This window comes from Bacillota bacterium (assembly GCA_023511455.1).
Lineage (GTDB): Bacteria > Armatimonadota > HRBIN16 > HRBIN16 > HRBIN16 > HRBIN16.
Genome location: JAIMBJ010000051.1, coordinates 1 through 19158 on the forward strand (window position 1 = coordinate 1; position 19158 = coordinate 19158).

At 59.7% G+C, this 19158-nt stretch carries 16 protein-coding genes, 1 pseudogene and 1 CRISPR repeat array; of the genes and pseudogenes, 5 read left to right on the forward strand and 12 right to left on the reverse strand.

All coding sequences use genetic code 11. The annotated features are described in order from the left end of the window. Positions 1 to 1145, reverse strand: a 1145-nt coding sequence (locus K6U75_16275; protein MCL6476590.1) for an MCP four helix bundle domain-containing protein, incomplete at its 3' end; no start/stop codon positions are given. A gap of 227 nt (positions 1146 to 1372) precedes the next feature. Then, positions 1373 to 2326, reverse strand: coding sequence for a DUF1559 domain-containing protein (locus tag K6U75_16280; protein ID MCL6476591.1), 954 nt, complete (start codon positions 2324 to 2326; stop codon positions 1373 to 1375). 267 nt (positions 2327 to 2593) lie between these two features. Between K6U75_16280 and K6U75_16285 the strand changes: the two genes are divergently transcribed. Continuing rightward, a complete protein-coding gene (locus K6U75_16285) occupies positions 2594 to 3223 on the forward strand; it encodes an exopolysaccharide biosynthesis protein (GenBank protein MCL6476592.1) in 630 nt (209 codons plus the stop codon). 189 nt (positions 3224 to 3412) lie between these two features. Here the strand turns inward: K6U75_16285 and K6U75_16290 are convergent, their stop codons facing one another. The 4 genes from K6U75_16290 to K6U75_16305 form a co-directional block, all read right to left on the reverse strand. Then, positions 3413 to 3937, reverse strand: a complete 525-nt coding sequence (locus K6U75_16290; GenBank protein ID MCL6476593.1) for an S-layer homology domain-containing protein — start codon at positions 3935 to 3937, stop codon at positions 3413 to 3415. 18 nt (positions 3938 to 3955) lie between these two features. After that, the gene (locus tag K6U75_16295) at positions 3956 to 4975 is read right to left on the reverse strand and encodes a rod shape-determining protein (protein MCL6476594.1); all 1020 of its coding nucleotides are present in this window, start codon (positions 4973 to 4975) and stop codon (positions 3956 to 3958) included. Beyond that, the gene (murA, locus tag K6U75_16300; protein MCL6476595.1) at positions 4963 to 6264 is read right to left on the reverse strand and encodes a UDP-N-acetylglucosamine 1-carboxyvinyltransferase; all 1302 of its coding nucleotides are present in this window, start codon (positions 6262 to 6264) and stop codon (positions 4963 to 4965) included. Before murA ends, K6U75_16295 begins: the two co-directional genes overlap by 13 nt. Positions 6265 to 6388: 124 nt before the next feature. Further along, on the reverse strand, positions 6389 to 8410 hold the full coding sequence (locus K6U75_16305; GenBank protein ID MCL6476596.1) for a hypothetical protein: 2022 nt from the start codon (positions 8408 to 8410) through the stop codon (positions 6389 to 6391). Positions 8411 to 8631: 221 nt separating this feature from the next. Here K6U75_16305 and K6U75_16310 point away from each other — a divergent pair, with 221 nt between their 5' ends. Together K6U75_16310 and K6U75_16315 are read left to right on the forward strand one after the other, a co-directional pair. Continuing rightward, on the forward strand, positions 8632 to 10011 hold the full coding sequence (locus tag K6U75_16310) for a FapA family protein (protein MCL6476597.1): 1380 nt from the start codon (positions 8632 to 8634) through the stop codon (positions 10009 to 10011). Position 10012: 1 nt separating this feature from the next. Continuing rightward, the gene (locus K6U75_16315; GenBank protein ID MCL6476598.1) at positions 10013 to 10363 is read left to right on the forward strand and encodes a hypothetical protein; all 351 of its coding nucleotides are present in this window, start codon (positions 10013 to 10015) and stop codon (positions 10361 to 10363) included. On the opposite strand, the gene K6U75_16320 is transcribed toward K6U75_16315, so the two are convergent. The 6 genes from K6U75_16320 to K6U75_16345 all read right to left on the reverse strand — a co-directional run bounded on the left by K6U75_16320 (position 10360) and on the right by K6U75_16345 (position 15164). Then, on the reverse strand, positions 10360 to 10872 hold the full coding sequence (locus tag K6U75_16320; protein ID MCL6476599.1) for a hypothetical protein: 513 nt from the start codon (positions 10870 to 10872) through the stop codon (positions 10360 to 10362). The two genes, K6U75_16315 and K6U75_16320, sit on opposite strands and share 4 nt — an antisense overlap. Before the next feature lie 88 nt (positions 10873 to 10960). Then, entirely contained in the window at positions 10961 to 11971 is a 1011-nt protein-coding gene (locus K6U75_16325; protein MCL6476600.1) for an iron ABC transporter permease, read from the reverse strand. A 4-nt stretch (positions 11972 to 11975) separates the two neighbouring features. Continuing rightward, on the reverse strand, positions 11976 to 12806 hold the full coding sequence (locus K6U75_16330) for a cobalamin-binding protein (protein ID MCL6476601.1): 831 nt from the start codon (positions 12804 to 12806) through the stop codon (positions 11976 to 11978). A gap of 222 nt (positions 12807 to 13028) precedes the next feature. After that, positions 13029 to 13190 (reverse strand): hypothetical protein, encoded by a 162-nt coding sequence (locus K6U75_16335; protein MCL6476602.1) that lies wholly within the window; start codon positions 13188 to 13190, stop codon positions 13029 to 13031. Between the two features lie 79 nt (positions 13191 to 13269). Further along, on the reverse strand, positions 13270 to 14028 hold the full coding sequence (locus K6U75_16340; protein ID MCL6476603.1) for a DUF1559 domain-containing protein: 759 nt from the start codon (positions 14026 to 14028) through the stop codon (positions 13270 to 13272). Further along, on the reverse strand, positions 14025 to 15164 hold the full coding sequence (locus K6U75_16345; protein ID MCL6476604.1) for a GntR family transcriptional regulator: 1140 nt from the start codon (positions 15162 to 15164) through the stop codon (positions 14025 to 14027). Before K6U75_16345 ends, K6U75_16340 begins: the two co-directional genes overlap by 4 nt. Positions 15165 to 15737: 573 nt before the next feature. Between K6U75_16345 and K6U75_16350 the strand changes: the two genes are divergently transcribed. After that, positions 15738 to 16733, forward strand: a complete 996-nt coding sequence (locus tag K6U75_16350; GenBank protein ID MCL6476605.1) for a LacI family transcriptional regulator — start codon at positions 15738 to 15740, stop codon at positions 16731 to 16733. Positions 16734 to 16804: 71 nt separating this feature from the next. Continuing rightward, a pseudogene (locus K6U75_16355) lies at positions 16805 to 16981 on the forward strand (DUF1559 domain-containing protein). Positions 16982 to 17928: 947 nt separating this feature from the next. Further along, a CRISPR array of direct repeats spans positions 17929 to 19124; the repeat unit is 37 nt; unit sequence GTTTCAATCCTCACCCGTCCCGGGGGACGGGTGCAAC. Positions 19125 to 19158 lie beyond the last annotated feature (34 nt).

Below are 19158 nucleotides of genomic sequence, written 5' to 3' on the forward strand. Positions count from 1 at the left end.
GCTTGCCTCATGCCCTCTTCCGCCTGCTGAGCGGCTTCGCGTTGTGCCTCGCTGCCCTGCTGCACGGTGCGGATGGCTCGGTCTAAGTTGTCCATTGCCTGGGCGGCTGCGGTGGCTTGCTGGGCGAGTTGCTCGCTGCCGCGCGCGATTTCGGTGGAGGCCTGCCCAGACTGCTCGGTGGACCCCGCCAGTTCGCCGCTGGCGCCCGATACCTCTCCGGCTGCCTGCGCCGCCTGAATCAATGCGTTGCGCATCGACTCCTGCGCCTTCGCAAACGCGTGCCCTATCTCGTGGATACCGTCCAGCATCGCGTTGTAGGTGCGCGCCAGCGTGCCGAACTCGTCACGGGTGGACAGGTTAAGAGGAGGTGTCTGAGTAACTACCTCTGCCGTCAGGTTGCCCTGTTCCATCGCCTGCATGGCTTGTTGCAGGCTGGCGAGGTCGCCGGTACGCAGGTTTTCCATGCCGCGCATCATCTGGCGGACTACCCCCGTCAGGTACCGGGAGATGAGCCAGCCGAACAGCGAGCTGACCAGCACGGCACAGACCACAAAGATGCCCGTCCAGAGCCGTGCCCTCTGGTAGGTTTCCTCGATGACCGTCTCAGCACGCTTGCTCTTCTGGGCAATCTCCTCGTCGATCTTGTGTATGAGAGGGTCTAAACGCTCGCGGAGCACCGGACGCATCTTCTCTGCCACGAAGCGTTCTGCTTCATCGCGCTTGCCCTGCCGGTTCAGCTGTATTAGCTGATGGTGCAACACCACGTATTCTGCCCATGCGCTCTTCAGCTCTTCGAAGGTTTGCCTGTCCTCTGCCCCTCGAAGAGACGCCTCGTACTGCTTGAACGTCTCATCCACTGCCTCAATGTTTTTGCGGGCAGCCGCCTCGGTTGCCTGCATCTCCTGCATGTTGCCGATTGCCAGCATGTGGCGAAACTCCCGCGCCCGAAGCTGCTGCATGTTCGAGTCGATTTCGCCAAAGGCAATCGCGTTCGCCAGATGGTGTTCCACCACCTCACGGGCGGGCTGGTTTACTTTCGCCAGCTGAACGAGGCTGAAAACGCCCACTGCTACGGTAAGCAGGACGCACGTGCCAAAACCGATGCCCAGTTTGACTGAGGTACTCAGGTTGTAGAACGCTCGCATCGCTGTTACCCCCAACAAGATGGTTTGCGCGTCGAGGTGTTGATGCCTCTCTTATTGGCAACGGCCTCGAACGCATGTTCTTAAACGAACTGCAGACACCGTCCATTCAGTTATCGGCAGAAGGCAGTAGTTTGTGAATGGAGCCACAGATGACGTAACCGGCGCGAAGAAGGAGATGCGGGGCGCATCCATGCGCCCCGCATCGTGAGGAGGACGAGAACGGGATGTTACCTGTATTCGTCAGCCACGAGGAGAGAAGCTACGTTGCGGCACTCGTCGGGAGTAGGCTGCCGGCAATCGGCTGAGTCGAAGTCTTTCACGTTCGCGCCGCCGGCAAAGGTCTTCTCGCCCGGCCGCTGGAAGCAGTGCCACTTCCACAGGTTGTTGGCGATGGCGCCCTGAACCCGCGTCCACTTCACGTGCCCATCGGCGAACAGGAAGTGCGTCCCTTTCAAGTGGTTGATAAGCCAACCGTACTGACGCACAATCTGTCCGCACGGGGAGCTGGCGGAGGGAACATCACCGCCGAAGGGGTCTCCGGGCGGAGCGCACCAGCATCGGGCAATTGCCCAGGGACCAGTGTCCGACTCGTAGTTGCGTCCGTCTTGCAGCCAGATGGTCTCCGCCGGCACCTCGAGGTCGCTCAGGTTGCGCTGGTAAGTAGCCCAGACGGCATTGCCGTTGGCATCGAGTTGCACACCCGTCTGGAACACCGCGCCGTTCACGGTGTAGCCGCGCGGGAACCACAGGTTCTCCCTTTGCAGGGTGCTGCAGAAGGGGTCGTTGCGGTACCAGGGCGAACTGGGATGGCAGTGCGCCCAGGTCTCATCGCGCTGAGAGCCTCGCCATGCTCTTTCGTTGTCTCCCAGCATTCGGGAGATTTGGGCACGGGAGTTGGGACACTCATAGACATCCATATTCTTAATGTAGGGCAGGATTCGATACTTCCAGTTCAGCACCACCGCTCCGGTGGGACCCCAGGTGCGGTTGTGGGGGAAGGTTTCGTCGTAATCCTGCAGGTACAGCATGATGCCCGTGCCCACCTGCTTGAAGTTGCTCAGGCACGATGCCTGCCGCGCCTTCTCGCGCGCCTGGGCAAACACGGGGAACAGGATGGCTGCCAGTATCGCGATAATCGCGATAACCACCAGCAGCTCAATCAACGTGAAACCTCGCTTCATGAACACGTACACCTCCTCAATGGTGATTTGCCCATGATTAAGGGCTTAACTATATTTTCATTTTAGAAGAATCGGAGTAGCCTTGTCAATACCTTCCCCCTTCAGGGGAGTGGATTTTCTCGAAACAGGTAGGAATCGTGACTACTAGCAATAACGCTCCATAATATAAGATACAGGAGTTACACCGTTGCGGTGGACGTCTTCTCCAATGAATCGCTCCATGGCAACGACCGAAACGGCACATTCCTGAGGTATAATGGAGGCAGCATGAATACGGACACGCGCGAGCTGCGACTTTCCGAGATATTCCAGCAGACACTGGACACCAACAACGATGGACTGGTCGTTCTGGGAGAAGTATTGGAGCGGGCTGGCGACCGGGGCTATGGATTCCTGCTTATCCTGTTAGCCATCCCTGCTTTCATTCCGGTACTGCCGCCGGGCACTTCTGGTGTGTTGGGCTTCCTCATCATCCTCGTCGCCTTGCAGCTGCTGATAGGCATCAAGCAGCCGTGGATTCCTGCGAGATGGCGCCACCGTCAAATCTCTCCAAGAACGGTTGAGCTGCTAAAGACCCGCGGAGTGGCGGTATTGCAGAAAGTGGAGAAGATTTCGCATCCGCGAGGGCGTCGCTTCGCGCGCAACTCCATCGTGTTGCGTATCAGTGCCCTCATTGTCATCGCGCTGGCACTGGTACTCTCCTCTCCGATGCCTTTCATGAACACACTACCCGCCTTCGGGATACTGTTTATCGGTATCGGTCTGGCTAACCACGACAGCTACTTCTTCTGGGCTGGGGCATTGGTCGGGGGCATCGTGGCGACAGTTACCTTCCTTGGCGTCGGGGCGCTGATGAATCTCTGGAATATGATGTTGAGGCTGTTTTCGGGAGGATAAGCGTCCGAGTTGCGCAACGGTGTCCTCCTGCACACAGACGTCCCGCGGGTTTGAGGTTTTGGTGTATCCCAAAGGGTGTGGACTGCATAGTTGGAGGGCGAACCTCGCGGTGAGCCGCCCCCACCCAACCTCCCCGCGGGAGGGGAGGAGTTCACAGCTCGGCGAAAGTCTCGCCCTCCAGCTCCAGGCTCAGTCCATCCTGTAGGGGGGACCTGCCTCCGGCACCTGCAGGTCTTCGGGCGAAATCGTGTACCGCTCCACCAGCCCGATGATTGCCTGCGCCAGCACTGCGCTTACCGTATCGGGGTCAACGGGTTTGTATGGCTCGCGCAAAAGGGGCGAATCGTCTGTCACGTAGCCGTGATTGACCAGAAACTGCAAGTCCTTGAACGCCCAGTGCTGGGGCTTCACCGGTACAGGGATAGACACGCGGGGGGTACGCGCCTTGAGGTCTTTCAGGCTTTCCTCCACATGTCGCATAAAGCGCGCCAGCGTCACCGCCAGCTCATAGCGGGTCACGGGCTGGTCTCCGCGAAACGTGCCGTCGGGGAAGCCCTTCATGATGCCTTTTGCCACCACTTCTTGCACTGCTTCCGCTGCCCAGTGGTCTGGGGGCACATCCTTGAAACCAGTGGTCTGCGCACCTGCGGGAAGTACAGCGACTGCTATACCTATCAGCGCTATCGTGCCTGTCCACCAAACCGTGCGGAACATGAGAATACCTCCTCCTTGTTAGAACTCTGCCGAAACCACGTTGCTCTCGCGGATGGCGGCGAACTCCTCCAGAGCGCGTCCCGTGCCGATAGCCACGCAAGACAGAGGGTCGTCTGCTACCTGCACCCGGATGTTGGTCACCGATTCCAGGAGCTTGTCTATTCCGCGCAACAGCGCGCCACCGCCGGTCAGGGTGATACCCCGCTCGATGATGTCTGCCGCCAGTTCAGGTGGCGTCTCCTCCAGCACCGAGCGCACGCGCTCTACAATGGCGTTCACCGGCTCCTGCAGCGCTTCGCGAATCTCCTCGGAGGTGACCCGGATTGTCTTGGGCAGACCTGCGATGAGGTCCCGCCCGCGCACCTCCATCTCGAGCTCTTTTTCCAGCGGGTAGGCAGAGCCCACTTTTATCTTTATTTCTTCGGCAGTTCGGTCGCCAATCATCAGGTTATATTGACTGCGGATGTAGCGCATGATGACCTCATCCATCTTGTTACCGCCCACCCGCACCGAGCGGCTGATGACGATACCTTCCAGTGAGATGACCGCCACATCGGTAGTGCCGCCACCGATGTCCACCACCATGTTGCCGCCCGGCATACTGATGGGCAGACCTGCGCCGATAGCCGCCGCCATCGGTTCCTCGATAGTATAGGCTTCTCCTGCCCCTGCTTCCCGTGCCGCCTGAATGACCGCACGGCGCTCCACGTTGGTGACTCCCGATGGCACGCACACCAGCACGCGGGGCTTCAGGAATCGCCGCCTGCCACATACCTTCGCAATGAGGTGCTCCAGCATCTTCTCGGTGGTGGTGTAGTCGGCGATGACGCCGTCGGACATCGGGCGGATAGCCACAATGTGCCCCGGTGTGCGCCCCAGCATTAAGCGCGCCTCTTCGCCGATGGCCAGCACTTTCTTGTTCTTCGTAGAGATAGCCACAACCGACGGCTCGCGCAGAACAATGCCCTTACCCCGCAGGTAGACCACGATATTCGCTGTTCCCAGGTCGATACCCAGCTCAGGTGTCAAACGGAACACACTGGCACCTCTTCCACAGAAACGGCAACAGGTTGATCGCTTTGCCTCAGGATTTGTGCTCCCAGCGATTGTAGTTTCGCGACCAGGTCTTCGTAGCCCCGGTCAATATGATGTATCTCTTCGATGGTCGTTTCACCCTCCGCGCCAAGCCCCGCAATCACCAGTGCGGCACCCGCTCGCAGGTCGGTGGCTTCTACAGTGGTACCGTACAGCTTCTCCACACCGCGCACCACGGCGGTACGGTTTTCCTGTTCGATGTCCGCGCCCATCTTGCGCAGTTCCTGCACGTATCGGAAACGGCGTTCGTACACCGTTTCGGTCACAATGGATACTCCCTCCGCCACGCACAGCAGGGCGGTCATCGGCTGCTGCATATCGGTGGGGAAACCGGGGTGAGGCATGGTCTTGATGTTCACCGCTTTGGGGCGTGTCTGCAGGTGCACCTGCACCCCTGCCTCATCCGTCTCGATCTGCACGCCGGCTTCCTGCAACTTCAGCAACACCGGTGTCATGTGCTCTGGGTTGGCATTGACGATGCGCACTTTGCCCCGCGTCATGGCAGCGGCAACGGCGTAGGTACCGGCTTCGAGACGGTCAGGGATGATGGTATATTCGCCACCACGCAAGCGGGACACGCCTTCAATGGTGATGCGTCGCGTGCCGTGCCCTTCGATGCGTGCGCCGAGCGCGATGAGGAAATTCGCCAGGTCTACCACTTCGGGCTCTTCCGCGGCGTTTTCAATCACCGTCGTGCCCTCAGCCAGTACCGCCGCGGTCATCAGATGCTGCGTGGCGCCGGCACTCGGATAGTCCAGATAAATGGTATTGCCTTTCAGCCGTCCCGCCTCGGCAGTGACGAAATCGCCGTCCATCTCTACCCGCGCTCCCAGCAGGCGCAGCCCCTTGATGTGGAAATCCACCGGTCGCGCGCCGATATCACAACCACCGGGTAGCGGCACCTTCGCGAAGCCGAAACGCGCTACCAGCGGTCCGGTGACACTGAACGAGGCTCTCATGCGGGTGACCAGGTTATGTGGCGCTTCCAGGTGACTGATACGACTGGCATCAATCAACAGTGAGCGTGGGTAGATGAACTCTACCACAGTGCCCAGGCGGCGCAGCATTGCCATCATCGTGTAAATATCGGTAATCAGGGGAAGGTTGTGCAGAATAACCGGCTCCGATGCCAGAACCGCCCCTGCCATGATGGCAAGCGCGGCGTTCTTGCTACCGCTCACGCAGACCTCGCCCTGTAAAGGTACGCCCCCGGTGATTGTAATGCGTTCCAAGTAAGCAGTCCCTCCTGAACATCTACAGTAAGATAAACACGATTCCCAATATCCACCCTGAATAGTATACAGGGGCGGTACTTCCGTGTCAAGGTGTGTCTTTTCTGAACCGGTTGGCGTGCGCCTACCAGTTAATCGGATACACGCTGATGTTGGTGAAACACCCGACCAGCGTCCAGAAGCCACCGTTCAGAAAGTCACCCAGAATTAAGCCGAAGAAGAACGGCAGTGACTGGCGGTAGAGCTTCATCCCGCCGAAGTGCAGTACCGCCCATTTCAACACCCATGCGATGATGAAGGGTAGCCATACCATCTGCATGGTGAGCGTGTGGGCAATCGCATAGCCAACGGGATGGAAGGGGAACCAGCTGAGCTGGGTGCGCAGGATCGTCAACACCACAGTAATCAGGAAGCCGAACACCACCGCAATGGTGCCGTTGGTATCCGCCTTCAGAGGCGTCTTGATGGCGTCCGCGAGCGCGTCGAAGGGGGTTCGCCCCATGTAGGTGCGCCAAGGTTCGGCTTTGGCACCCGCTCCGAACTGATACCAGATGGCTAAGGCGATGACGAACGAGACGACAAATCCCAGCGCAATTGCGGTCATCATCGCGATGGCGACCTGCCTCAGGTTTGCCCGCATCTCGCCGCCCATCTTGAAGCCGTCCAGCTGGTGGGGCATGGAGATACAGCGCAGGTCGAAATTCGCCAGCGGCGCGCGCATGTACGCCAGGATGGTCAGGTCCTGTATACGGAAGCCCGTTGTGCCGAAGGTGGTGGTCATCAGCTGATACACATCCACGCTGGGACCAAAAAGCCACGCATTGCCGCTTTCGGCGCGGGTACGCGTCGCTGCCATCATGTAAGACAGGGCAAGAAGCACCAGTATCGCTGCCGCCCCCCAGCTCATGCCTGCCACCACACAAAACGCCATACTACCGGTTAAACCGGCAAAGAAGCCAAGCACCGCCCAGCGGTATGGCATCGGCTCATCGCTATCATCGCCCTTCCCGCTCCATGCGGTCTGCCAGACCTCTTTCAGGTGTTTTCGAGCCAGATAGAGGCTGATCATCGCCAGTCCCAGGAACGCTCCCGCTCCCTGGTGTCCGGTCCACGGATACACGCTTTGCGCTGCGCCTCCTGCCGCTGCTGTCCATCCCATCGCCGAACCCAGCACTAACTCGGCTTTCGTCACCAGGTAGAAAAACCAGCAGCTAAAGGTCACCTCGAGCGACAGCAAGTAGGCAATGCCGATCACAAAGGGATAGAAAGACATGGGAGTATACCCGATGGCATTCCAGGGTGGCGTCGTCACCCACTGCGCGAGGTCCAGACGGCTGGTAGCCCGCAGGGGGATCTCTGGCACAGCAGGATAGTTGAGATGGATCGTGTTCAAGGTGCCCAGCGCAAAGGGAATGGCAAAGCCCAGCCACAGCAGGCGGTTGCTGAACAGGGATTGGGGTTCGCGGATAAGGGCGAGGGGCAGGGCAACGGTAGGAAAGGTGAGCCTTTCGCGCTCCACCCATTGGCGACGCAAGATTGCCATCAGGCACAGGCAGGTGAAAGTGTACACGGTCATGAACAGCGTCCAGACGGCGATCTGCTTCCACCATAACCCCAGAGGTACGGGTGCATTGCCCTGATAAAAATACTTCAGCGCGAACTCATTCTTTTGCGCCAGCCAGTCGGGGACGTAGCGATGAAACAGCTCTGCCCATTGATTTTCGGCAGAGGCGTAGTAGAAGGCAGCGGTCACTGTCGGCACGATGAAATGCAGTGCGCCCGAAGAGGAAAGCACGGTGGCTACCGTCATCATGACGTAGATAACCAGCAGCTCCTGCGGGCTCAGCGCCCAGCGCGCCGCCACCCGTCGCAAAAGCTGGTTGAGTACCACCAGCGCAACCAGTGCGTTAAACGCGCCGACGGGAATGGAAGTGTTCGCGAGGGCAGTGTGCCCTCGTTGACCCAGCACCAGCTCCGCCCAGTGTATCCACAGGTCGACCAGTATGACGCAGATGATGCCAAGAACCCATGCTCTCAGCGTTAAGGTGCGCCCTGTGGAGGCTACCGCTGTGGCTGCAGGCTCCTGCACACGCGCCCCGGCGACGCTGGTGGGGTAGGATGCTGTCCACTTCCGAAAGGAAAACATCGGCTAACCTCTGTGAACCCGTGTGAGATGTTCGTTTGTTAATCGTTTAATTACATCTCGTGCAGAAAATCTCCTTCTGCCTCAGCAGAGGAAGACTTCCTTCCGATAATACTTACAGGTGGCTTTCGCAAGCTGGAACGAGCCGTTTCAGTTACCCTGCATGTATCGGTAAGAGTTGCTGGTGAAGCCATATACGCGCACGTCTTGAGGAGGACGACATCATGGCGATTAAGCCTTCAGCGCAGGCTTCGGTGGATGGTAGTTTCTGGGTGTTTTTCAACGAGGACAAAACGCAGGCGATGCTGGTGGTAGCACCGCCTCAAGGCGACGGGAACCCTGTCAGAGTGGCAGATGTGGTACAGGCACTGGAGAAGATGGGTGTCGCCTACGGGATTGACCAGCAGGCGATTCGCGATACCATCGAGCGTGCGACGAATATTGCCAATAAGGTGCAGGCAGTGGTCGCACAGGGCGTACTGCCCGTGCATGGGGTCGACGCCAAAGTCAACTACCGCCTGCCCGAGGAAGCGGTGTTACGTCCTCTCCCCTACCTGCCGGACGGCAGCATTGACTACCTGCAGATAGACCCTGCGCGCTACGTGCAGACGGGGCAGCTGATTGCTACGGTGGTGCCTGCGCAGCACGGACGCCCCGGACGTACCTTGACCTTTCCTCCTCAGAACGTACCTCAGCGACCGGGCAAAGAGGCAAACCTGCGTGCAGGAGACAACGTGACCGCCTCGGAGGATAACCTGCAATTTACCGCAGAGGCATCGGGCTATGTGTATCTCTCCGGCGAGAAACTGTGCGTCCTGCCGGCGATACCGGTGGCAGAAGACATCCGAACCGCGTGCCAGTTTGCCGCATCGCTCGTTCTGAAAGGCAACCTGCTGGCGGGCGCGCAGGTGAAGGTTCAGGGCGACGCGGCTATCGGTGGACGGTGTGAAGAGGCTGCGCTGAGCGCGAGAGGGAGCTGTTATCTGGCTCAGGGAGCCCAGCGTTCGGAGATTGCTGCAGACGGAAATATCTTGCTGGGTTCCGGCGTGCAGGATTGCACCATAAGCACCCGTCGTTATGTCATCGCTTTAAATGAGAACGCCTCCCTGGCGGGGGGGCGCATTGTGGCATTTGAAGGCGTTGAGGCGTATACTATTGGTACACCTGCATGGACGCCCACCGAAGTGGTAGCGGGTGTGGACACGCTCGGCGACGAGCGGCTGTTTGAAATCGCAGAGGAGATGCGCCAGTGCGAGGATAACATACAAAAGATTAACCTCGCCCTGCGTCCTTTTGTTTCGGTGACTGCGGACGTTACCTCGCCGGAGAAGAAGGAGGCGATACAGCGGCTGATGGCGCACCGCCGTCGCCTGGAAGCACGGCTGAAGGAACTACAGCACGAAAAACGCAGCATCACCATCGCAGTGAACGCTCCTACTCGTGCCGAGGTGGTGGTGCGCGGGGTGGTCTACCCCGGCGTCAAGGTAACTATCGGCAAATACAGTTACCTTGTGGAAACCGAGATGCAGGCGGTTCGTTTTACCGTAGCACGAGGCGAGGCGCGAGTGCAGGTGAGATCGCTGGACAGACTACAGGAGAAGTAACATGAACAACGTGCGTTTGAATCGGCTGGTTCGCACTGAAAGCTCGGAGATCTATCTGATATGGCGTAACAACGAGCGAATCGGTCAGGTAGATATCCACTATGCTGCGGGCACCATCTACGCCACCCTGTTGCTGGAGGGCGATTTTGCTCCGGAGCAGGAGGAGACGCTGGTGGCGATGATCGACGAAGACATCGTGTCGAGCTATATGCCCCGTTTCGAGCGCGAGGATTTTGTGGTGCACGTCTTCCGCGCGGAGGAGATTGGACGCTACACCGATCCCAGTATGGATCTGGATGACATCGAAGGCTTCGACTTCGAAGACGAGGACGAGGAGGAAGAGGAGGACTAGCCTTCCTCCTCCAGAAGAACAGCCTTTCGGGCGCGCTCTGCCCATTTGCCCCTGCGGTGACGCAAGAGAAAATCGCGTACCTTCGCCGCACGAGGGGCGTCTCCCAGAGACAGGTAAGTGCGCATCAGCAGGTAGTGCGCCTCGCCATCCCAGTCAAAGCCCCGGTTGCCAAAGCGTGAGAACGGTTCCAGCGCCACTCGCGCCGCCTGCCACAGGTGTTTCTGCACCGCCGTCCGCCCCAGTTGCTTCAGGCGAAGATAGCTCTGCCGCACATGATGCAGCATGACCTGAACCAGCACGAACACCACCACGAAGTTCAACACCAGAAAACTCACCTGTCCCAGCCGCAGCAATGCCGCCAGAACCGTCATTACCAGCGGCGCTACCAGCATCAGTATGGTAATCCACAGCATGTACCGCCACCATATCACACGCAGCTCGCGCTGCGCCTCCTCGATAATCGCCTGTTCGGTAGCCGGTTTTCGTTCACTATCCTTTTTCCTTGCCATGTTCCTCCTCACGTGGTGCGCAGGATTGAGCAGGCTCTTACCAGCGATACTGCACTCTATGCTACAGGATAATCCACAGGACGACCTCTCACACCAGCCGCTCCCGCCTCAGCAATGTGATGAAAAACGGCGCGCCTATCAAAGCGGTAATCACTCCAACTGGTATCTCTGCCGGTCGGGCGACGCTTCGCGCCAGCGTGTCTGCCCAGACCATCAGTACCGCGCCCAGCACAGCCGCACTCCAGAACAACTGTCGGTGGTCGGAGCCGAACAGCCGCCGCGCAATGTGTGGTACCACCAGCCCCACGAAACCGATGATGCCACTGACCGATACCGCTGCCGCCGTGCACAGCGCCGCCAGCACAATGGCCCCCCTTTTCAGTCGCTCTACCTCAAAGCCCAGGTGCGCCGCGCTTTCTTCGCCCAGCGCGAAGGCGTTCAGCCCGTAAGCCATTGCACGCAGTCCCAGAATACCCAGTACCACAAACGGTAGAAGCAGTCGTATGCGCACCCACTCGGCATCGGCGAAGCTGCCCATTAGCCAGAACAGCACGCGCCCCACATCCGCCCCTGCGAGCGTCAGCATCAGCGTGACCACCGACCACATGAACGACCCCACCACAATCCCCGCCAGCAGAAACACCGACACGCGCAGCACGCCTTCCCGACGCGCTACCATCAACACCAGCACGATGGCGATGATGGCGCACACAAAAGCCGCTACCGGCACGCCGAAGCCATGCCATCTTGCTTCCCAACCTGCCAGCACCGCTGCGGACGCGCCCATTGCCGCACCCGACGAGACGCCAATAGTGTAGGGGTCCGCAAGGTCATTGCGCAGCAAGCCCTGCAGAATCACTCCCGCCACACTCAGTAACACCCCTACCATCGCCGCCATGGTCATGCGTGGCAGGCGCAGTTGCCATACGATGACGCTCAGGCTATCGTTGGAAGAGCCTCCTTCCCGAAGGATGCGCCATACCTGCTGTGGTGCAATCGGTTCGCTGCCCATGCACAGCGCTGCCACTACTGTGGCAACGACCAGCGCGGGAAGCAATATGCCAAGCACCCGGTAGCGCCTGAACCAGACCATGGGCATCGGCTTACCCTCGCTGCGCCTTAGCGATAATCTCCCGCAACAGTTCCAGCCCTTTCAGCAGGCGAGGTGTGGGGCGCACGAACAGGTTGGAGTCTACACTGTAGACCCGCTTGTTTTGCACCGCCTTCAGTTGTTTCAGCACCGGGTGTTCGTACAGCGGGGTGAGGCGGTCTTCGGGTACGGTGGTGATGATAACGTCGGGGTTGCGTGCCAGCAATGCCTCCGCGGAAAGGGGATAGTAGTTCGTCCCTCCATCTGCGGCGACGTTACGTCCGCCCGCGAGGTGAATCATGTCGTCCACGAACAGCTCACGTCCGGCTACCCACATGGGTAACGGTTCCACGTTCAGCGCAAACAGCACGCCCGGCTTTTGCCCAATGGCAGAACGAGAACGAGCCTCTCGTTGCGCCTGATGGAATCGTTGCGCCAGCGGTGCGGCTTCTTTTTCATGACCTGTTGCTTCGCCCAGCAGGCGGATCAGCCGCGCGACGTCCAGCCATGTCCTGGGGGCAACCACCAGCAGGGGCAGCCTCAGCCGCTCCAGCGTGGGAATAAACCGGCGATTGAGTACACCATCCGCGACCACCAAATCGGGGCGCTTCGCCACCACCGCCTCCACGTTCACGCGCATATCGCCGATTTTGGGCAGTCGCTTCGCGTCGGGCGGATAGTCGCAGTAGCTGGTCACGCCCACCACCTGCTTGCCCGCACCGATGGCGAAAAGCACCTCGGTGGTTCCCGGCGTTAAGGACACGATGCGCCGGGGGACACTTTTTAAGGTCAACACCTTGCCACGAAAGTCAGTCACCCGACGCGGAAACGCTGCTGGCGGCATCTCTCCTCCCATGACTCGAGCAAGCCTCGTACAACGGAAAGCGCGATTCACATTATACACCCCAGCCGTGCGCCTTGTCGAGGCGCAAAAGCGCTGCAAGGGCGGTGGTAAACCGCCCTTGCTTTATATGAACCCATCGGGGAGGGGGTAATTCCCGCCTGGCACAGTTGCTGTTCTACCAGCTGCGCTTTCGCACCCTACACCTCCAGACAACAGCCAAACCTACTCGGTCGGTACCGGTATTCCCCCAGGTGGGTTCGGTGGCGGTGGGGTTGGGGTTTTTACTCCCTCCGGCGCGGTAGCGCGGAAGTAGAAGAAGATGACCGCCGCCACAATCACCACAACCACCACGATAGCCACTACCGGGTTGATCTCTTTCTTCATCACATCCTCCTCTATGGATGACAGGCGTAGCCACGCAGGGTTGCCGGAACCTCCCCCGACAACCCTGTGAGGTGCGTCCTTACTGCTGCGGGCTCATGTCCGGGCTCCACGGATAGTAAATCATCCGGTAGAACAGGTACTGGCTCTCGCCTGGACCACGCTGGCGAGGCGTCTTGGTGATGTCCATCAGGTTCTGCAGGAACTGCTTCGTGTAGTACTTTGCGTGTCCGTCCATGTGGATGGTGTTCATTCCGTCGTTATGTCGGAAGGCGAGACGCTGTCCCTCGGGCCCACCGTCTGGCTGTCCACTTTGATACACCCACCAGGCGTTATCGCCCCAGCCGGAACCGTCGTTGGCTTTCACCTCGTAGAAGGCGATGCGCTCTGACGGATACTTCAGCGTCTCGGTGTTCCAGGTGCCGTCCGGCGTCACCGTGCACTGTACGATGCCGTAGACGCTGATTCCGTAGGACTTGCCGCGATACTCCAGCCAGGGGTCATAGTTCTGGGTGTTGTCCCAGTCCAGCGCGTTGGCGGGCAAGCCGTGGCTGGGGCACTTGAAGATGCTTGTGTTCTTCACGTAGGGTTGTAGCATCCCGTTCCAGCAGTAGCCAGGACGGTCGAACGTCCAGAAAGTGTCTCGCATCGATGTATAGTCATAGTCCTGCAGATACATCATCATCGCGAGACCAATCTGCTTCATGTTGGACAGGCACGAAGCCTGCCTTGCCTTTTCCCGGGCTTGTGAGAACACCGGGAACAGAATCGCTGCCAGTATCGCGATAATCGCGATAACCACCAGCAGCTCAATCAGGGTGAAGCCGTGATTGCGTTTCATGGTGAACCCTCCTTTTGGTGTTGAGATGTGAAAGTGTTGTGCGAAAAGGGTGGTGCGCACGAGTCGCGCAGCACCACCTGGGCGGGTATCTCGACCCGGTGCGGCACCGGTTTGCCGTCCATCATGTCCATCAGCAGGCGCACACCGGTACGCGCCAGCTGCTCCAAATCCACCCGCACGGACGAAAGGGGCGGCTGCATGGTGGTGCAGAAAGGCTCGTCATCGAAGCCGATGAGCGAGAGCTCTTCCGGCACCCGAACGCTCATCTCCGTAATCGCGGGATAGGCGAACGCTAACAGGATGTCCGACGCTCCCACGATAGCCGTCAAGGGGGGACGTACTTCCAGCAGCCGCCGCAGGGCGTCCTGCACCCTCGGACGAGGCTGGCCATGCTGCATCACCCAGCTTGCCTCGGGGGTGATGCCTGCTTCCTGCAGCGCATCCATGTAGCCCTCGAACCGCTGTGCGTAATGAGGCATGTAGTGTCCGGTCAGGAAACCGATACGCCGGTGTCCCAGTCGAATCAGCTCGCGGACTGCCTGTCCCATGCCTTCGCGGTTTGCCTGTACGACACGCGGGATAGGAACCTCGGGCTCGGCGTCGACCACAACAACTGGGTAGCCACGTCGCTGCATCCAGAGCAAGCCTTCGTCGTGCAGGGGACCAAACACAAGGGCGGCGTCAAAACGATGATGTCGCTCCCACTCCTGCAGGTAGCTGGCAGAGGCGCCTTTATCGGGGAAATGGAGCAGCAGGCTTCCCCACAGATGCCGGGCGCACTCTTCCGCCGCCGCGTGCAACATGCGCATCTCCCCAACCGAATAGGAAGGACGCGCACCCGGTATCTGCCAGGTATAGATCAGGGCAACCAGATGTTGCTGCACCGGCTGTTTTGGACGGCTGGCTGCAATGACAGTGCCGCGTCGCGTCCGTTCCACCACCCCACGCTGCGCCAAAAGGGTCAACGCGCGTTCGGCGGTCTGGTAGCTGATGCCATAGTGCCGGGCAATCGCGCGGGCAGACCACAGCGGAGTACCTGGTGTCAACTGCCCGGCGCTAACCGCCGACTCGACCTGCTCCACGATTTGCACGTAGAGCGGAGTGCGCAGATGTGGGTTCAGGTGTAACGGTATCACTTTTTCCGTCCTTTGCTATGACTGCTATGATAATCCCATTGCTTACACTATACAGTATCGCGCTGCATTTGTCAAGGGGTTGACGCTCGTTTTTCTGCGAGGTTTTTCGGAAAAGCCGGGGAATGCGCGGCGGAGCGTAATCTCTCTATTTATTGTCTTTCAATGACGGTATAAGTCTGGTAGCAGCCCACAAATGGTAGAATACACCGCCCTTTCCAGAGGTTGCTCTGCCGGGGGAGAAAAGGTTCCGGTTTCACCTTCGAAGATACCGGCACTGTGAACTATCATATTAACTCATGTGTGCTATGATTTTCACAGGGAACAGAGCAGACATGCTATGATGCAGGTGACAGCAGGGGTGTTCGATAACTCCTCTGGATGCATCTTGGGGACGACTTCCTTCCCCTGTGGACCAGAGCAAAACGCAGAGTCGCCTACCGCATCTTTGCCGGATTTTTCCGCAAAATCTCTCGAAACCCCTTGACAAATGCAACGGGGCGGAGTATGATAAAGGTAGTTAATCGTTTACCGTTAATGGTTTGCCGTTAATCGTTTACCTGTTAGGGGGAAGGGATGCGAGTCACGATTAAAGACATCGCGAGCCGGTTGAATCTGTCTACCGCGACAGTGTCCAAAGTGCTGAGCGGGCGAGGCGGTGCGTTTATCTCGGAGGCAACACGGCAAAAGGTGCTGGAGACGGCGAGAGAGATGGGCTATCGCCCCAACCGGGTGGCACGTGCGCTGGTGACGGGAAAAACCGACATCGTCTCGCTGTGGGCGGAGACGCTGGCGCCTTACCACACGGAGGTGGTGAACCTGCTGATGGACCAGATGCGCCCGCACGGTTTCGAGCTTATCATCACCGATATGGTCAAGCATCCCGACTGGCGCGCGTACTGCGAGAAGTTCCCGCAGTGGCACGTGGATGGCATCATCGCGCTGGACTCGCCGCGCTGCGTCAGGGTGTATCGCGAGGCAAACCCGCTGGTGCGCACCCCGCTGGTCAGCATGGGTGCGTACTATGTGGAAGAGGGCGATTTCGTGGGCGTAGACCTGTACTCGGGGGCGATGGAGGCGGTACAGCACCTGCTGCAAGTGGGGTGTCGCCGTCCTGCCTATCTGGTGTGCGAGTACGGCAACCATGTCGGAGACGCCCGCTATGATGCTTACGCGCAGGTCATGCGGCAGGCGGGTCTGGAGCCGCTGGTCATCGTGGCGGAACACTCCTCGCGTCCCTCTGCCCGAGACCGGATGCTGGAGTATCTGGACGAGCATCCCTGCCCCGATGGTCTGTTCTGTTTCAACGATGAGATGGCGATTGGCGCGTACCGTGCGATGTGCGAGCGGGGCATTCGGGTGCCGGATGATGTGGCGATTGTGGGATGTGACGGAATCACCGACACCGAGTATCTGGAGCGACGGCTCAGCACCGTGGTGCAACCGGTACGGGAGATGTGTCGGCTGGGATGGGAGTTCCTGTTCCGGCGCATGGAAAACCCCTCTGTGGCGCCGCAGCAGGTCTTGCTGAAGGCACATCTGGTGGTGCGCGATTCCTCGCGGAGGGGTTGATGACGGGAAAACCCGACAGGCACAGTTGCCTGCCGGTGTCATACATTACAGCCAAAGGAGGTTACACCGCTATGAGACGTGCATTCACCCTGATCGAGCTGCTGGTGGTCATCGCTATCATCGCGATACTGGCAGCCATCCTGTTCCCCGTGTTCGCCCAGGCACGGGAGAAAGCCCGTCAGTCGGCCTGCTTGAGCAACGTCAAGCAGATTGCGCTGGGCGTCATCATGTACACGCAGGATTACGACGAGACCCTGCCGCGCGACCACTCCATCTGGCCCAACCCGGGCGGCGCGCTGGGGCATTACGGTCCGTGCGGACGGCGCAACGTCGACGCCCGTATCGAGACCAAAATCGCCCCCTATCTGAAGAACCTGGACATCTTCTGGTGCAACAGCGCGAACGTGCAGGCAACAGGTGTGGTGGTTTGGACGGCGGACAGCAGTGTGCCCGCAGGTGGGCAGTGCCGGTGGAACGGCTGGGCGTATCCCGACTTCATGTGCTTCCCAGGCGATACCGGCAAAGGACGCCCCTTCAGCTACGGCTGGAACGTGTACACGCTGACCAACCCGAACCACGTGGAGTCGCAAGCGCGTGGCGAACTGGGCTGTCTGCAGGCGTTCCCGCCGGTGCCGCTGGCGGCGGTGGTGTCGCCCGCCACCAAAGTGATGCTGATGGACGGACAGCACAAGGACATGGACGCGTGGCGTGCGCCCTTCGCCAACTACCCCGGCTATCCGTTGCAGGCGGTCAATTGCGAGACGTGCTGGCAGGGCATCAGCAGCATCGGTGCGTGCGTGGGCAACCCGACGCCCATCAACCCGAACAGCCACACGCGCCACTCGCTGGGGCAGAACTGGGCTTACATGGACGGTCACGCCAAGTTCATGCCGCATCGCGAGCTGTGCAAGCCGTGGCCAGCCGTGTGGACGGACGTGTGGGTGAAGTACTGGTGGCACGACCAGCCATAAAAAGGGCACCCTCCTTGCTCCTGCCCGAAGCGTCGAGCGACGGGACAGAGGGCTGAATCGACGGAACGACCCTGCTTTCCCCCCTCTCCCGCAGCGTTGGGAGAGGGGGAAAGTTTTTGCCCTCCGCGTTCTCCGCCTTCCTCGCTTCGTTACAGTACCCAGTGGTGGTGAAGGAGGGTTGCAACTGCCGTTCGACGGTTTCCGTATCTCCTGTCCACGTCAAGGTTTCAATCCTCACCCGTCCCGGGGGACGGGTGCAACGCTGCTCGCGCGTGCGAATCACTTCCCACACCAGCGTTTCAATCCTCACCCGTCCCGGGGGACGGGTGCAACGATGCGTAGAAGTTCGTGATACCGCCCGCCGCGCTTGTTTCAATCCTCACCCGTCCCGGGGGACGGGTGCAACCAGATTGGGCTGTCTCCCCATCCGGCCCATCCACGTTTCAATCCTCACCCGTCCCGGGGGACGGGTGCAACCAGATACTCTTGCCGAAACGCGATTTCTGGCAAAGTTTCAATCCTCACCCGTCCCGGGGGACGGGTGCAACGCGCGTATTGCTTTCTGGCTAGCGCAGCAGTCGTTTGTTTCAATCCTCACCCGTCCCGGGGGACGGGTGCAACAGGGTAAGCCGATTCGCGTTGCCCACGGTTCCCGGGTTTCAATCCTCACCCGTCCCGGGGGACGGGTGCAACCGGGTGCCGCCCGTGCTGCTGGAGTTTCGCGCGAGTTTCAATCCTCACCCGTCCCGGGGGACGGGTGCAACATGCAACGGTGAGGGCGCGTGGGAGATCACCACCAGCGTTTCAATCCTCACCCGTCCCGGGGGACGGGTGCAACCGGTTGGCACGCAATTCCGCGCAGGTTCCGGTGGTTTCAATCCTCACCCGTCCCGGGGGACGGGTGCAACCAAGCGGCGCGCGACGTTGACCGCATGCTGGTGGAGTTTCAATCCTCACCCGTCCCGGGGGACGGGTGCAACCTGCTGCCACCACCCCACCGTACGGCATTGCGGGCATGTTTCAATCCTCACCCGTCCCGGGGGACGGGTGCAACCTAACGCAGGTGCGTTATTTAGCCCGTTTGCGTCTTGGGTTTCAATCCTCACCCGTCCCGGGGGACGGGTGCAACTGCCCAAGTCCGCGGTCTCCGGCTCTCAGATTTTGTGTTTCAATCCTCACCCGTCCCGGGGGACGGGTGCAACGTGCGCGATTTTGAAGGAGGCTGAGACGCGGTATATGGTTTCAATCCTCACCCGTCCCGGGGGACGGGTGCAACGGGCAGGGCATGAGCATTGTATTTGCCGCCAATGAGGTTTCAATCCTCACCCGTCCCGGGGGACGGGTGCAACTGTCGGGGCGGGTGAATGTGCCTGCTGGAGAACAGTTTCAATCCTCACCCGTCCCGGGGGACGGGTGCAACGCAGTGGAGTGCGCGGCATGACGCTGGGCACTCC